Origin of the sequence: Jiella sp. M17.18, from assembly GCF_041027365.1 — a bacterium.
In the GTDB taxonomy this organism is placed as follows: Bacteria; Pseudomonadota; Alphaproteobacteria; order Rhizobiales; family Rhizobiaceae; genus VKMB-3413.
Map to the genome: position 1 here is coordinate 587,304 of NZ_JBFTEH010000001.1, position 13,775 is coordinate 601,078.

Here is a 13,775-nt window from a genome sequence, read left to right on the forward strand (position 1 = left end):
GATTCGTCGCCATCGAGTCGCGGCGGCTGCGCCGGTGCCATCCGCCGGGTCTATTCCGCGGCGTGATCCCTCACCGTCGCGCGCTGCTGGATGCGGCGAACCCGCTCGGCAAGGCTCGGCGGATCACCTTTGCGCGAAGCAGCGCCGTCCTCGGCCCCCAGGATCGTGTGAAGCGGCGAGCGCGACCCTTCGGCGGCGGCCGTCAGCGCGATGACCCGTGCGGCGAGATCGCCGACCGTCTGGCGCAACCCTTCCTCGTCGAGCGCTTCGTCGAGTTCCGGGCGCTCCGGCAGGTCCAGCTGTTCGGCGAGATGCGTCCGGAGTGTCTCGCGCTCGGCGGACGACGCTGCGTCGGCAGAGGCGTCGTCGGCGTTGCCGAGACCTTCGGCTGCCACGTCCCTGCGGCGCGATGCGGACGCTCGCCGATCGGGCTCGGCGTCCACGGGCTCGGCCGCGGCGTGCGCTTCGACCGGAGATGCTGTGGCCGCCGTGTCGCTGCGCCGCGTACCGAGGAGCCGGGCGATCTGCTCGTCGCGGTCGGCGAGGTCGGATGTCAGCCGTGTGACCCTGTCGTCGAGCCGGCCGGCATGGGCCTTTTCCTTCTGCAGCTGTGCTTCCAGCGCGGCCATCTCGCTGCGCAGCCGATCCGCCGCATTCTGGCGTTCGCGGCCCTGGCGCTCTTCGGCGCGCAGATCGTCGGAGAGCTGTTCGATCCGGGCTTCGAGGCGGACGATCGTCAGCTTCCGCTCCTCTGCGATCGCGGTGAGATCGCGGAAGCGCGCCGCCAGCGCGTCCATCTCCTCGGTCCGCAGCTCCAGATCGTGCCGGGTGTCGCGCAGCGCCTCGTCGAGTTCGTCGATCTCGCGCTCGCGCACCTCGACGGCGGTGGCAAGGTCGCCGAGATCAGCGGTCTGCTGCTCGACGGTGTCCGAGAGCGTGCGATTGCGTGCGCGCAGCTCGGCGTTCTCGGCGGAGACGCGCCCCGCCTCGGCCCGTTCCAGCGCCGCCCGCCGGCTGTCCTCTTCCGCCTTCATCTCGCGCTGTCGCGCCGCCAGTGCCGTCTCGGCGCGGACATAGTCGATGCTGGCGCGGATCTCCTTGACGTTGGCGGGGATGGTCGCCGCATATTCGCGATAGGCGAGCCGCTGCGCCCGGCGCCAGACGAACGGCGCCACGAGCAGCGTGATCAGCAGCGCCGCAAAGAAGCCGAAGACGAAGGTGAGGGCGGTCGCGATCATTCAGGAGCCGGGTCGGTCAGTCATACCAACCATATAGTGCAAAACGCCCGGCTTGTTCCGTCAACTTCGACGGACCGGCGAAAATCGCGAACGCCTATGGTTTTGCGGCAACGCTCGCGCGCCGCCGAACGCAGCGGAGCGGCCGCCGGCAAAGGCCGGCCGCCGCTCCTTGGAACATGCCGGAAAGGCTCAGAACGGGTTCCAGGTCGGCATCGGCGTCAGCTTGAGATAGCCGACATTGACGCCGAGCCGTGCGCCGATGCCGGTCTTGACCGGAACGAGCGTCACCTGATCGCGCTTCAGGACGGTCATGCCGAGGCCGCCGACGAGATAGGCGCTGCCCGACACGCCGCCGAAGCGGCCATAGGCACCGTCGACGGACGGCAGGTCGTAGACCAGCATCATGGTGCGGGCGCCGTCGCCGCCGAAGTCGAATCCGAGCGAGGGACCCTGCCAGAAGATCTTGTGATTGCCGGCGTTCTTGGTGAACAGCGTTCCCTCGCCATACCGCAGTCCACCGAAGAAGGCGCCGCCGGCTTCCTCACCGAGGATGTAGCCGTTCGGAAGTCCGTAGCTGTGGAAAGCGCGTTCGATGAGCTGGGCGAGGCTGCCCGAGGTGGTGCCGAAGAACTGATGGCCGGCGTTGATCACCTCCTGGAGGTCGTAGCCGGCCGGCCGCGCCTGGGCGGCGGCGGGCGTCGCGGCGAACTGCATCTGGCACAGTCCGATGAGGGCAGCGACGAGGACTCGACGCATCGTCCCGACGATGTTTCGCATGATCGGTTTCCTTCGCGATGAGGAGCCGCTTCGGCGGACCGAAGCGCCCCGCGCCGAGCCGGCGCGTCATCCGGGATTCGACCAAAACATGCTTGCCAAATGCCTAACGCAAAACGGCAACTATGGGGCATTTTCGTGAGCGGCCCTGCCGCAAAGCCGCCCGCCACGGCCATGCTTCGGTTGACGGATTCGGCATGGAGACTCATGCTCTGCCCCGAAATGGGACGGGTGATTCGACCCCGCTCCGCCTTTCATCCCACCGGACGGACACCCAGAATGACGACCCTTCCAGCGCTTTCCGCGGCGGATCTCGCGGCACTTCTCGCCAGCCGGCTGTGCCACGACATCATCTCGCCGGTCTTCGGCATCCAGAGCGGGCTCGAACTGCTCGACGACATGCCGAACGACAAGGAAGCGATGGACCTCGTACGCAATTCGCTGAAGTCGGCGGTGGCGAAGCTCCAGTTCGCGCGCATCGCCTTCGGAGCAGCGGGGTCGCAGACCGCGATGATCGACCTCAACGACGCCAAGACGGTGGCGAACGGCTACATGGAGCACGAGAAGGCCAATCTCGTCTGGGAAGGCGAGGGCGGCTACGTCAAGAAGAACTTCGCCAAGGTGATCCTCAACCTCGTGCTCCTCGCCAGCGCCTCGATCAGCCGCGGCGGTGAGGTGCGGGTGGACGTCGAGTCCATCGAACCGGCGCGCGCCAAGGTGCGCGCCACCGGCGAGCGTATCCGACTGCAGCCGCGGCTCGTCGCGCTTCTCGACGGGGCGGAGGGCCAGGAGGCGATGGATGCTCAGGCGATCCAGCCCTACTACACGCTGTTCCTCGCCAAGGAGTGCGGCCTCGACCTCTCCTACGAGAAGACCGAGGGCTCGGTGCTGTTCACCGCCGGCGAAGCCGAGGCGGAGACAGAGGCCAAAGCCGAGGCCTGATCAGATCGGGATTGCCGCGCCGGATGATCGATCGCCCGGCGCGCCTGACTCCTCTACGGCCTTGTCAGTCGAGCGGGCGGCGGTCGTAGAGCCAGGGGGTCACCTGGCGCTGCTTCGCCTCGAAGGCCGCGATCTGGTCCTCGTGCTCCAGCGTCTGCCCGACTTCGTCGAGGCCCGAGAGCAGGGCGTCGCGCCGGAAATCTTCGACCTCAAAGGCAAAGCGCGTTCCGTCTTCCAGCGTGACGGCGAGCGCCTCGAGGTCCACGGTGACGATCTCGCCGGCCTCGGCGCTCTTCATCACGCGGTCTACTTCGTCGGGCTTCAGCGCGACCGGCAGGATGCCGTTCTTGAAGCAGTTGCTGTAGTGGATGTCGGCGAAGGAGATGGCGATCACGCTGCGGATGCCGAAGTCCTTCATCGCCCAGGGCGAATGCTCGCGCGAGGAGCCGCAGCCCCAGTTCTCCAGCGAGACGATGATCTTGGCGTTCCGCCAGGGCTCCTTGTTCAGCACGAAGTCCGGGTTCTCACTGCCGTCCGGGTTGAACCGGTACTCCTGGAAGAAGAACGGCACGAGGCCCTTCTTGGTCACCGCCTTGAGCACGTTCTTCGGCGTGATCATGTCTGTGTTGACGTTGTTGATCGGGATCGGCGCGGCGTAGCCGGAGACGCTGGTGAACTTTTCCATCGTCAGGCTCCCTTCTTCCAGTCGCGCACGTCAACGAAATGGCCGGCGATCGCCGCCGCCGCGGCCATGGCGGGGCTGGCGAGATGGGTGCGCCCGCCGGGTCCCTGGCGGCCGACGAAGTTGCGGTTCGAGGTCGAGGCGCAGCGCTCGCCGGGCTTCAGCTGGTCCGGGTTCATGCCGAGGCACATGGAGCAGCCGGGCTCGCGCCAGTCGAAGCCGGCGTCCCTGAACACCCGGTCGAGTCCCTCTTCCTCGGCCTGACGCTTCACCAGGCCGGAGCCGGGCACGACCATCGCGGAAATGCCTTCGGCGACCTTGTGGCCGGCGACAACGTGCGCCGCCTCGCGCAGGTCCTCGATGCGGCTGTTGGTGCAGGAGCCGATGAAGATGCGGTCCAGCCGGATGTCGCGGATCGCCTGGCCGGGCTTCAGGTCCATGTAGGCCAGCGCCGCCTCGATCGACCGGCGCTTGGCCTCGCTCGCCGCCTCGGCCGGGTTCGGCACGACGCCGGAAACCGGGACCACGTCCTCCGGGCTGGTGCCCCAGGTGACCATCGGCGTCACCTCGGAGGCGTCGAAGGCGACCTCGCGGTCGTATACGGCGCCGGGGTCGCTCTTCAGGCTCGACCAGTAGTCGACCGCCCGGTCCCACATGTCCGGCGAGGGCGCGCCGGGGCGGCCCTTGATATGCGCGAAGGTCTTCTCGTCGGGGGCGAACAGGCCGGCGCGGGCGCCCGCCTCGATCGTCATGTTGGAGACCGTCATGCGGCCCTCCATCGACAGCGACATCAGCGCCTCGCCGGCATATTCGACGACATGGCCGGTGCCGCCCGCCGTGCCGATCCGGCCGATCGTCGCGAGGATGAGGTCCTTGGCCGTCACCCCCAGCGGCAGCTTGCCGTCGATGCGGATCCGCATGTTCTTCGAGCGCTGCTGCAGCAGCGTCTGGGTCGCCAGCACGTGCTCGACCTCGGAGGTGCCGATGCCGAAGGCGAGCGCGCCGAAGGCGCCGTGGGTGGCGGTGTGGCTGTCGCCGCAGACGATGGTCATGCCGGGATGGGTCAGCCCCTGTTCCGGGCCGATCACATGCACGATGCCCTGGCGGCGGTCCTCGTAGCCGAAATACTTGATCCCGAACTCGGTCGTGTTCTCGCGCATCAGCCGCAGCTGCTCGCGCGAGGCCGGATCGTCGGTGTCGTCGGTGCGGCCGACGAAGGTCGGCACGTTGTGGTCGGCGACGCCGAGCGTCGCCTCGGGCCGGCGCACCCGGCGCCCGGCATCGCGCAGCGACTCGAACGGCTGCGGGCTGGTGACCTCGATGATGAAGTGCTGGTCGATGTAGAGGATCGTCTGGCCGTTGGCCTGCCGATCGACGACATGGCTGTCCCAGATCTTGTCGTAGAGTGTCTTTGCCATTCGCGTCGTTCCTCCGGGCCGCGGCGGGCGGAGCGCCTTCTCCGTGACGGAGCGCTCTCGCCCGGCCGGCGGCGGATGCGTCTCAGTAGTACTGGCCCTGGCGATAATCCCAGCTGAGGAAGTGGTTCGACAGGAGCATCATGATCTTGTCGATATCCAGCCCCTTGCGGATCATCACCGGGGCGGGGGAGACCGACCGCTCGCCCTTCTGCTCGGGGATCAGCTTGCCGCTCTCGTCGACCATCGAGATCATCACGCCCTGCTCGAAGCGGGTCTCGACCGTCTTGCCCGGCTGGATCGAGGCGACGTAGTCGTTCGCCTCGATGATCAGGTCGGCCTCGCCTTCGATCCGCTCGCCGATACCCTCGACCAGACCACGGTTGCCCTTGCCGGAAGGATTGGCGGAGGAGGCGAAGGCGATCTTGCCGTGGTCGCGCCACAGCGCCTCGGCGAGCTTCTCGGACGGGGTGCCGTAACGGATGACGAAGCAGCTGGTGCCGCGTCCGTCCATCATCAGCTCGCGCGAGCCGTCGTCGGGGATGCGGGCGATCGCCTCTTCCTTCCAGGGCAGGATGCAGCCGAGCAGGATCTCCTTGTCGAAGTGCTCCTGGTAGAAGGCCTCGATCTCCGGCGTCAGCTGGGCGAGCGTGCGCAGCTCGTCCATCGAACCGCAGAGCACGACGCCCGGCTTGTTGCGCTTCCTCACCTTGGCGTCGAACTTGCGCTCGAGGCCGGCGCGATCGGAGACCATGATGATATAGCCCACCTTGGTCGGGCTCACGATCATGCCGCCGCCGCGCGTCAGGATTTCCAGCCCTTCCTGTTGAACGCCGCCATTCCAGGCGACGGTCTTTTCTGTAGCAGGCATGGTCCGATCAACTCCGGTTCGCCGTGGCACTGGTATCTAGGGACCGGCGATCCGCCACGCTATGAGGAAAGATCGATCGCCGCGCCGTCTGGTTCGGCATCGGAATAGGCCGCGGCGGGCGTCATGGAAAGTCCAAAATCCACCCGAGCCGGCCTGCGGGCGGCTTGGGGACAGGCCCGGCGGCGTCAGCGCGTTCGCCGCGGAAGGTCCGGCTGTCAGGCCCGCTCTTCCGCGATCGCGGCGGCGCGGCGGTCGCGGACGGCCTCGACGATCGCCTCGGCGGTGATGCCGAAGTGCCGGTAGAGCTCCGGGGCCGGACCCGAGGCGCCGAAGCCGGTCATCCCGACAAAGACGCCGTCGCGGCCGATCAGCGCGTCCCAGCCCTGGCGGATGCCGGCCTCGATCGCGACCTTCACGCTGTCGTCGTCGAGCATCGCGCGGCGGTACTCGGCGCTCTGGCGCTCGAAGAGCTCGAAGCAGGGGACGGAGACAACCCGCGTCGGCACGCCGTCCGCTTCCAGCCGCATCCGGGCCTCGACGGCGATCTCGACTTCCGAGCCGGTCGCGAAGATCGTCACCGCCGCTTCCGCCGAGGCCGGCTCCAGCTCGTAGGCGCCACGCGCGCTGCGGTTCCCGTCGTGCTCGTCGACCCGCAGCGTCGGCAGGGCCTGGCGCGACAGCGCCAGCACCGACGGCGCATCCTCCGTCTCCAGCGCGATCTGCCAGCACTCGATCGTCTCGACCGCATCGGCCGGACGGAACACCATCATGTTGGGGATCGCCCGCAGCGCCGCCAGATGCTCCACCGGCTGGTGCGTCGGCCCGTCCTCGCCGAGGCCGATCGAGTCATGCGTCATGACGTAGACGACGCGCAGGCCCATCAATGCCGAGAGGCGCATGGCGCCGCGGCAATAGTCGGAAAAGGTCAGGAAGGTGCCGGAATAGGGGATCAGGCCGCCATGCAGCGCGATGCCGTTCATCGCCGCGGCCATGCCGTGCTCGCGGATGCCGTAGTGAACGAAGCGGCCGGAATAGTCGCCGGGCACGATCGCCGTGGTCTGGCTGGTGCGAGTGTTGTTCGAGCCGGTGAGGTCCGCCGAGCCGCCGATCGTCTCGGGGATGACCGCGTTGATCACCTCCAGCGCCATCTCCGAGGCCTTGCGCGTCGCGACCTTCGGCCGCTCCTCGTTCAGCCGGCGCTTCTCGCGGTGGATCGCCTCGGTGAGGCCGCTCGGCAGGCCGCCGCGGGCGCGGCGCTCGAACTCGCCGCGCGTCTCCGGATCGATCGCCGCGAAGCGCGCCTCCCACTCCTTGCGGCGGACGCTGGAGCGCAGCCCGGCGATGCGCCACTTGTCGAGGATCTCCGAGGGAACCTCGAACGGCTCGTAGGCCCAGCCGAGCGCCTGGCGCGCGGCGGTGATCTCGTCGGCCCCGAGCGGCGCGCCGTGCGCCTTGGACGTGCCGCTCTTGTTCGGCGCGCCGTAGCCGATGACCGTCTTGCAGGCGATCAGGGTGGGGCGGTCGCTGTCCCGCGCGGTCTCGATCGCCGCCGCGATCGCGTCATGGTCGTGCCCGTCGCAGGAGAGCGCCTGCCAGCCGCAGGCCTCGAAGCGGGCGGCCTGGTCGGTCGAGTCGGAGAGCGCGATCTTGCCATCGATGGTGATGCCGTTGTCGTCCCAAAGGACGATCAGCTTGTGGAGCTTCAGATGGCCGGCGAGCGCGATCGCCTCCTGGCTGATCCCCTCCATCAGGTCGCCGTCGCCGCACAGGACATAGGTGCGATGGTCGACGATGTCGTCGCCGAAGCGGGCGTTGAGGATGCGCTCGGCGAGCGCCATGCCGACGGCGTTGCCGATGCCCTGGCCGAGCGGCCCGGTGGTCGTCTCGATGCCGGCGGCGTGGCCGACCTCGGGATGGCCGGCGGTTCGCGAGCCGAGCTGGCGGAAGCGCTTGATCTCGTCCATGCCGATGTCGTCGTAGCCGAGCAGATAGAGCAGGCTGTAGAGCAGCATGGAGCCGTGGCCGGCCGAGAAGACGAAGCGGTCGCGGTCGGCCCAGCCTGGCATCTTCGGATCGAAGGTCAGGAACCGCGTGAACAGGACGGTGGCGATGTCGGCGGCGCCCATCGGCAGGCCGGGATGGCCGGAGCCGGCCGCTTCGACGGCGTCGGCCGACAGGAAGCGGATGGCATTCGCCATCTTGCGCTGGGTCTCGGCTGTGGGCATCGTCGCGGCTCCATCGGTGGTCCGGTGGACCAAACGCGCGGCAGCAATCACACGGCCCCGTGCCGTGTCAACAAGCCGGCCCGACGGCTTGGCGGGACAGAGCTTTTCTTGATCGCGCCGAGCCGCTAGAGCTTAATAGCCGGTCCCGGACGGGGCCGCCAGCATCCGACGGCGGGTCGCCCCGTCAGCTCCAGGGAGACTTACCATGGCGTCGCAGGACCCGTTCGAGGCGGCGAGAGAGCGACTTCGGGCGGCGGTCGAGCAGCTGAGCGAGGCCGTGGATGGACGTCTGTCGCGCGAATCGGCCGGCCAGAGCGTCGAGGTGGAGATCCAGCGCCAGACCGCCGACCGCGCCCGCCTGGCGCGCGAACTCGACGCGGCGCTCGCCCACAGTCAGCGGCTGGAGCGGGTCAACCGCGACGTCTCGCACCGGCTCGTCGACGCCATGGAGCATGTCCGCCGCGTGCTGGACAGACACAAATAGCCAGCCCCAGCCGAAGGCCCTGAACCGATGCCGCAAGTCGTCGTCACAATCGACGGAAAGACCTACCGAATGGCCTGCGCCGAGGGCGAGGAGGCACATCTCGAGGACCTCGCGGCCGACTTCGACGCCAAGGTCGCCGAGCTGCGCGAATCCTTCGGCCAGATCGGCGATCTCCGGCTGACGGTGATGGCCGCGATCATGGCGACCGACCAGTTGTTCGAGGCGCGCCGCAAGCTTCGCGAGCTGGAGGGCCGGGTCGAGCGCGGGGCGCCGGCTCCCACCGGCGACGGGCGCGAGCGCGAGGCGCTGGCGGAAAGCCTCAACGAGGCGGCCGCTTCCATCGAGCGCCTGGCGCAGCGGCTGGCGAACGGCGGATGAGGCGGCGGGCGGCGGCGCGTCTGCGTCGGCGTCGCGAGCGTGCCGGCGTGCCAAGGCGGGCTGGCCGTCTATATGACGCTCCCCTGCCGATTGCTCCCGCCATGGTGACCGATTGACCCGCTTGCTTCTCCGTCTCGTCCTCGCCGCCGGCGCGGCAGCCTCGGCCCTGCTGCTCGCCGACTGCGCCTCCGCTCTCAATGCCGTCACCAGCCGCAGCGGCTTTCACACCGTCTCCGACGTCCGCTATCAGGGCGGCGACAGCGGCACCTACGACCTCTACGTCCCGAACGGCGCGAGCGCCCGCTCGCCGGCGGTGATCTTCATCCACGGCGGCAGCTGGGGCACCGGATCGAAGCGGATCTACCCGTTCCTCGGCCAGTCGCTGGCGAGTGCCGGCATCATCGTCGCGATCCCGAACTACCGGCTCTATCCCGAGACGCAGTTTCCGGGCTTCGTGGAGGATGCGGCAAAGGCGACGGCGTCCTTCGCCGCGACGCTTCGAAGCGGCGAGAACGGAGTTCCTGCCGGCCACCACCCGCTGTTCCTGATGGGCCATTCGGCCGGCGCCGAGATCGCCGGTCTCCTCGCGATCGACGCGCGCTGGCTGAAGGCGGACGGAATTCCCCTGTCGCGGATCGCCGGCTTCATCGGTCTCGCCGGCCCCTACGATTTCCTGCCGCTCACCGACGAGCGCTACAAGCGGATCTTCCCGAAGCGGCTGCGGGCCGAGAGCCAGCCGGTGAATTTCGTCAGCGGCGACGAGCCGCCGATGCTGCTGATCGCTGGCAAGGCCGACACGACCGTCGATCCGAAGAACACCGTCTCGCTCGCCAACAAGGCCCGTGTGGCGGGCGACAAGGTGCAGATGACGCTCTATCCGGGCGTCAGCCATATCGGCGCGATCAGCGCCTTCGCCACGGCGCTGCCGCTCGGCAACCGGGCGATCCGGACCGAGACCATCCGCTTCATCGAGGAGCATTCGCATTGAGCGATCTGACCGACTTCATGCCGCGCGCAGCGCCCGGCCATGAACCGATCTCCGGCGGCACCGTCGCCGTCGAGCCGATCCGCGACGCGAGCCGCTTCGACGAACTCTTCGCGGCATTTTCGGCCGATGCGGCCGGCAGCCTGTGGGCCTGGCTCCCGTACGGTCCCTTCGCCGACCGCGACGCCTTCCGCGCCTTCGCCGAGCGGACCTATCTGGCGCAAGACATCGTCTTCCACGCCATCATCCCGGCATCGAGCGGCCGCGCGGAGGGCGTTGCGGCGCTGATGCGCACCGACCGGGCGAACGGCGTCACCGAAGTCGGCCATGTCTGCCTGGCGCCTTCGCTGCAGAAGACGGCGGCCGCGACGGAAGCGTTCTTCCTGCTGATGCGGCGCGTCTTCGACGAACTCGGCTATCGCCGCTTCGAGTGGAAATGCGATTCCGGCAACATTCCCTCGCGCAACGCCGCGCTCCGGCTCGGCTTCCGCTTCGAGGGCGTGTTTCGCCAGCACCTGATCGTCAAGGGACGCAACCGCGATACCGCCTGGTACGCAATGCTGGATCACGAATGGCCGGCGCTGAAGGCCGGCTTCGAGACCTGGCTCGGAGACGACAATTTTGATGCCAGCGGCGGCCAGATCCGCAGCCTCGGCGCCGTCCGCAAGGAGGCGGCGCCGGTCTGAACGCGAGCCAGAACCGCCGCCGAGCGGGTCGCCGGCCGCGGAGGGCGTGGCCTCAGCCGCGCGCCGGGACGATGGTGATCAGCGACTGCGAGGGGAAGATCGACTCGTAGAGCACGCCGTCGCCCGGCATGAATTTCAGGACGGTCTTGCCCTTCGCGTCGGCCATTTCCAGCGAGCCGTCCTTGGTGGAGCGCCACTGCGCGACGTCCTTCATGTCCGGCGAGGCCGCGCAGTCCGGCCCGATCGGCGCCGGCTTGAAGCTGTCGCCGAGGCCGGCCGGGCTCGCGACCTTGCAGGTCACGCCGCTGCGAAGGTCGATCAGACGGATCGCGGCCGCGGGCTTGGCGCTGACCGGAGAGGGCGTCGGAACGGTCGACCCGACGATCATCGGATCGACCATGCTCTGCGCCGCGCGTGTGTCGCCGATCGGCATCGGCTCGCCGTGGAGGTGCGAAACGAGCATGACCGCGGCAAGCCCCGAACCGAGGACGATGGCCGAGAAGTTCATGATGATCACCCCAAATTTGAGTTCGGGGCATTATCGATCATGAAACCTTAAGCGAAGGTTGACGCAAACTGTGCGCGTTAGGCAACGGTAGAGGATTGGCGCTCGCGGCCATCTTCGTTGGTGCTGATTCGCGGTCGCCCGCGAGCCTCGCGCGGCAGCGCGCGACGGCTGGCAGGATCAGCCGGACGGTGCGGTGCGCGAAATCGCCGGGGCGGGGCCGCCTGTGCCGCCCGGCATCGTCATGAAATAGAACAGCGCGGCCGCGAAGAACGCCGCGAGCACGATCAGGACCGTCGCCAGCAGCATCCGGAAGCGGCGGGGATTGCCGCGGCTCTGCGCGTGCCGTTGATTGTCGGATCGTGTCGCCATGGTCGTTCGGCCCTGCCGGAGGTTCGTGTCCCTCGGGCAATGCGGCGAGCGCCGCCGCGTTGCGAGAGGGAGACGGACTTTCGGTGGCCGCGAACGAAACCGTTCCGCTGCTGCCGCTCCGGCGGGGCGGCCCGAGCAGAGACCTCGGCGTGTCAGCGCCCCGCGCGGCTGATCCCGGCCTTCACGCATTCGGCGACCGGCGACACCGGCTCCTCGCCGGAGAACCAGGCCTTCAGGTTGGCGATCACCAGGTTGCCCATCTCGCGCCGCGTGTGCCGAGAGGCCGAGCCGACATGCGGCAGGAGGACGGTATTCGGCAGGGCGGTCAACCGCTCCGGGACATGCGGCTCGTTCTCGAAGACGTCGAGGCCGGCGGCGGCGATCGTGCCGGTCTCCAGCGCCTCGATCAGCGCCGCCTCATCGACCGTCGTGCCGCGGCCGATGTTGATCAGCACGCCGTCCGGGCCGAGCGCCTTCAGCACTGCGGCATCCACCGCCTTTTCGGTGGCGGCACCGCCCGGCGCGGCGATGATCAGCGTGTCCACCGCCTCGGCGAGCCCCTGCAGCGTGTCGTGATAGGCGTAGGCGACGTCGCTGCGCGGGGAGCGGTTGTGATAGGCGATCGGCACGCCGAAGCCTTCCAGCCGCCGGGCGATCGCGAGGCCGATGCGGCCGAGGCCCATGATCCCGACGCGCCGGCCGCGCAGCGTCATCGGCGTCAGCCGATAGGCGCCTTCGCCATGCCAGCGCCCTTCGCGCAGGTGGCGTTCGGCGGCCGGGAACTCGCGCACCGTCATCAGCAGCAGACCGACGGTCGTGTCGGCCACCTCCTCGGTGAGGACGTCCGGCGTGTTGGTGACCATGATGCCCTTCGCGGCGGCATGGGCGACGTCGACACCGTCATAGCCGACGCCGAAATTCGCGACGATCTCGAGGTTCGGCAGCGCGTCCATCAGGCTCGCCGGAACGCTGCCGCCCTGCGCGATGCCGCGGATCGCCTGCCGCTGCTCCTCGGTGAGCACGGAGGCATCGCGGCCGGGGATCGTCACGACGTCGAAGGTCGCCTGCAGCGTCTCGAACGTCTCGGGATGGAAGCGGCCGGGCACGAGGATCTTGACGGTGGAGAGGTCGGTCATGGCGCTTCCTTTGCCGAATGAGTGTGCGGCGTGGCACAGGCGTCGGGCCAGACGTAGCCGCAGGACTGACGGATCTTGAGTTCGGGATGGATGAGGATCGTCTCGTCGGCGGCGGGCTTGCCGTCCAGCCGCTCGATGATCGCCCGCGCGGCCCGTCGGCCGACCTCGCTCTGGCCGTTGGCGACGGTGGTCAGCGAGGGCATGGCGATCACCGCTTCGTCGATGTCGTCATAGCCGACGACGGCGATGTCGACGCCCGGCCGCAGGCCGCCGCGCGACAGGCCGTACATGAAGCCCAGCGCGACGAGGTCGGAGAAGCACACCGCGGCCGTCGGCCGATCCGGGATTGCAATGAAGCCGGCGGCCGCGTCGAAGCCGGAGTGCCGGTTGCGCGGCCCCTTGATGCGCCATTCCGGTCGGAACGCGATGCCGGCACGCTCCAGCGCGGCGCGGTAGCCGCGTTCGCGCTCGCGGCCGGTCGAGGTCGCCGCCGTGCCGCCGATCATGGCGATCCGCCGGTGGCCGCGGGCGATCAGGTGGTCGACGGCGAGGCCCATGCCGTAGGCGTCGTCGCCGCGAAATCCGAGTACGCCGGCGCCCTCGATCGTGCGGGCGATCAGGACCACCGGCAGGTCGTTCTCCTCGGCGAGGTGGATGTCGGAGGCCGGGGTGCCGAGCGAGGGCGACAGGATCAGCCCGTCGGCGCCGAGCTGAAGCATGGTGTCGACGAAGGAGCGCTGCTTCTGCAGCTGGTCCTGATGGTTGCACAGGATGAAGGTCTGGCGGTGGCGGTCGAGCTCGTCCTCGATCGAGCGCAGGATCTCGCCGAAGAACGGGTTCATCACGTCGTGGACGCAGACGCCGAGAATGCCGGATTTCGAGGTTCTGAGCGAGGCGGCGCGGCGGTTGTAGATGTAGCCGAGGTCGCGGGCGGCTTCCTTGATGCGTTCGCGCGTGACGCCGGCCACGAGCGGACTGTCGCGCAGAGCCAGCGACACGGTCGCGGTGGACAGCCCCAGCGCGTCCGCGATCGTCGACAGTTTCACCTTCTGCGCCACTTAAGTCCTGATCCGCTCCCTCGG

Annotated in this window: 15 protein-coding genes; 5 read left to right on the top strand and 10 right to left on the bottom strand. The window is 68.7% G+C overall.

What is annotated here, in order from left to right; translation table 11 throughout:
* Positions 1 to 50: 50 nt before the first annotated feature.
* Both AB5S17_RS02755 and AB5S17_RS02760 read right to left on the bottom strand, forming a co-directional pair.
* Positions 51 to 1,238, bottom strand: a complete 1,188-nt coding sequence (locus AB5S17_RS02755) for a hypothetical protein (RefSeq protein WP_369235864.1) — start codon at positions 1,236 to 1,238, stop codon at positions 51 to 53.
* A 189-nt stretch (positions 1,239 to 1,427) separates the two neighbouring features.
* On the bottom strand, positions 1,428 to 2,015 hold the full coding sequence (locus AB5S17_RS02760; RefSeq protein ID WP_369235866.1) for a DUF1134 domain-containing protein: 588 nt from the start codon (positions 2,013 to 2,015) through the stop codon (positions 1,428 to 1,430).
* A gap of 276 nt (positions 2,016 to 2,291) precedes the next feature.
* On the opposite strand from AB5S17_RS02760, the gene chpT reads away from it, so the two are divergent.
* Positions 2,292 to 2,954, top strand: a complete 663-nt coding sequence (gene chpT / locus AB5S17_RS02765; RefSeq protein ID WP_369235868.1) for a histidine phosphotransferase ChpT — start codon at positions 2,292 to 2,294, stop codon at positions 2,952 to 2,954.
* A gap of 64 nt (positions 2,955 to 3,018) precedes the next feature.
* On the opposite strand, the gene leuD is transcribed toward chpT, so the two are convergent.
* The 4 genes from leuD to tkt form a co-directional block, all read right to left on the bottom strand.
* Positions 3,019 to 3,639: a 3-isopropylmalate dehydratase small subunit gene (gene leuD / locus AB5S17_RS02770; RefSeq protein ID WP_369235870.1), complete on the bottom strand. Its 621-nt coding sequence runs from the start codon at positions 3,637 to 3,639 to the stop codon at positions 3,019 to 3,021.
* 2 nt (positions 3,640 to 3,641) lie between these two features.
* On the bottom strand, positions 3,642 to 5,054 hold the full coding sequence (gene leuC, locus AB5S17_RS02775; RefSeq protein ID WP_369235872.1) for a 3-isopropylmalate dehydratase large subunit: 1,413 nt from the start codon (positions 5,052 to 5,054) through the stop codon (positions 3,642 to 3,644).
* Positions 5,055 to 5,136: 82 nt separating this feature from the next.
* Complete coding sequence (locus AB5S17_RS02780) at positions 5,137 to 5,922, bottom strand: L-threonylcarbamoyladenylate synthase (protein ID WP_369235874.1); 786 nt, start codon at positions 5,920 to 5,922, stop codon at positions 5,137 to 5,139.
* 215 nt (positions 5,923 to 6,137) lie between these two features.
* Positions 6,138 to 8,147 carry a transketolase gene (gene tkt / locus AB5S17_RS02785; RefSeq protein ID WP_369235876.1) on the bottom strand — a complete coding sequence of 670 codons (2,010 nt, stop codon included), beginning with the start codon at positions 8,145 to 8,147 and terminating at the stop codon, positions 6,138 to 6,140.
* 205 nt (positions 8,148 to 8,352) lie between these two features.
* Here tkt and AB5S17_RS02790 point away from each other — a divergent pair, with 205 nt between their 5' ends.
* The 4 genes from AB5S17_RS02790 to AB5S17_RS02805 all read left to right on the top strand — a co-directional run bounded on the left by AB5S17_RS02790 (position 8,353) and on the right by AB5S17_RS02805 (position 10,680).
* Positions 8,353 to 8,631 (top strand): DUF4164 domain-containing protein, encoded by a 279-nt coding sequence (locus AB5S17_RS02790; RefSeq protein WP_369235878.1) that lies wholly within the window; start codon positions 8,353 to 8,355, stop codon positions 8,629 to 8,631.
* Positions 8,632 to 8,658: 27 nt separating this feature from the next.
* Entirely contained in the window at positions 8,659 to 9,009 is a 351-nt protein-coding gene (locus tag AB5S17_RS02795; protein WP_369235880.1) for a cell division protein ZapA, read from the top strand.
* Between the two features lie 121 nt (positions 9,010 to 9,130).
* Positions 9,131 to 9,997, top strand: coding sequence for an alpha/beta hydrolase (locus AB5S17_RS02800; protein WP_369235882.1), 867 nt, complete (start codon positions 9,131 to 9,133; stop codon positions 9,995 to 9,997).
* Positions 9,994 to 10,680, top strand: coding sequence for a GNAT family N-acetyltransferase (locus AB5S17_RS02805; RefSeq protein ID WP_369235884.1), 687 nt, complete (start codon positions 9,994 to 9,996; stop codon positions 10,678 to 10,680). Before AB5S17_RS02800 ends, AB5S17_RS02805 begins: the two co-directional genes overlap by 4 nt.
* A gap of 52 nt (positions 10,681 to 10,732) precedes the next feature.
* On the opposite strand, the gene AB5S17_RS02810 is transcribed toward AB5S17_RS02805, so the two are convergent.
* The 4 genes from AB5S17_RS02810 to AB5S17_RS02825 all read right to left on the bottom strand — a co-directional run bounded on the left by AB5S17_RS02810 (position 10,733) and on the right by AB5S17_RS02825 (position 13,751).
* The gene (locus tag AB5S17_RS02810; RefSeq protein ID WP_369235886.1) at positions 10,733 to 11,188 is read right to left on the bottom strand and encodes a hypothetical protein; all 456 of its coding nucleotides are present in this window, start codon (positions 11,186 to 11,188) and stop codon (positions 10,733 to 10,735) included.
* A 177-nt stretch (positions 11,189 to 11,365) separates the two neighbouring features.
* A complete protein-coding gene (locus AB5S17_RS02815) occupies positions 11,366 to 11,557 on the bottom strand; it encodes a hypothetical protein (protein ID WP_369235888.1) in 192 nt (63 codons plus the stop codon).
* A gap of 152 nt (positions 11,558 to 11,709) precedes the next feature.
* Complete coding sequence (locus AB5S17_RS02820; protein ID WP_369235890.1) at positions 11,710 to 12,693, bottom strand: 2-hydroxyacid dehydrogenase; 984 nt, start codon at positions 12,691 to 12,693, stop codon at positions 11,710 to 11,712.
* The gene (locus AB5S17_RS02825; RefSeq protein ID WP_369235892.1) at positions 12,690 to 13,751 is read right to left on the bottom strand and encodes a LacI family DNA-binding transcriptional regulator; all 1,062 of its coding nucleotides are present in this window, start codon (positions 13,749 to 13,751) and stop codon (positions 12,690 to 12,692) included. The genes AB5S17_RS02820 and AB5S17_RS02825 overlap by 4 nt, the downstream gene beginning before the upstream one ends.
* Between the last annotated feature and the right edge of the window lie 24 nt (positions 13,752 to 13,775).

Bases quoted from the DNA above. Each gene is read 5' to 3' on its own strand.
- AB5S17_RS02760 (WP_369235866.1), bottom strand. From the start codon at position 2,015: ATGCGAAACATCGTCGGGACGATGCGTCGAGTCCTCGTCGCTGCCCTC.
- AB5S17_RS02820 (WP_369235890.1), bottom strand. From the start codon at position 12,693: ATGACCGACCTCTCCACCGTCAAGATCCTCGTGCCCGGCCGCTTCCAT.
- AB5S17_RS02810 (WP_369235886.1), bottom strand. From the start codon at position 11,188: ATGAACTTCTCGGCCATCGTCCTCGGTTCGGGGCTTGCCGCGGTCATG.
- AB5S17_RS02790 (WP_369235878.1), top strand. From the start codon at position 8,353: ATGGCGTCGCAGGACCCGTTCGAGGCGGCGAGAGAGCGACTTCGGGCG.
- AB5S17_RS02795 (WP_369235880.1), top strand. From the start codon at position 8,659: ATGCCGCAAGTCGTCGTCACAATCGACGGAAAGACCTACCGAATGGCC.
- AB5S17_RS02755 (WP_369235864.1), bottom strand. From the start codon at position 1,238: ATGATCGCGACCGCCCTCACCTTCGTCTTCGGCTTCTTTGCGGCGCTG.
- AB5S17_RS02815 (WP_369235888.1), bottom strand. From the start codon at position 11,557: ATGGCGACACGATCCGACAATCAACGGCACGCGCAGAGCCGCGGCAAT.
- chpT (WP_369235868.1), top strand. From the start codon at position 2,292: ATGACGACCCTTCCAGCGCTTTCCGCGGCGGATCTCGCGGCACTTCTC.
- leuC (WP_369235872.1), bottom strand. From the start codon at position 5,054: ATGGCAAAGACACTCTACGACAAGATCTGGGACAGCCATGTCGTCGAT.
- leuD (WP_369235870.1), bottom strand. From the start codon at position 3,639: ATGGAAAAGTTCACCAGCGTCTCCGGCTACGCCGCGCCGATCCCGATC.
- AB5S17_RS02780 (WP_369235874.1), bottom strand. From the start codon at position 5,922: ATGCCTGCTACAGAAAAGACCGTCGCCTGGAATGGCGGCGTTCAACAG.
- tkt (WP_369235876.1), bottom strand. From the start codon at position 8,147: ATGCCCACAGCCGAGACCCAGCGCAAGATGGCGAATGCCATCCGCTTC.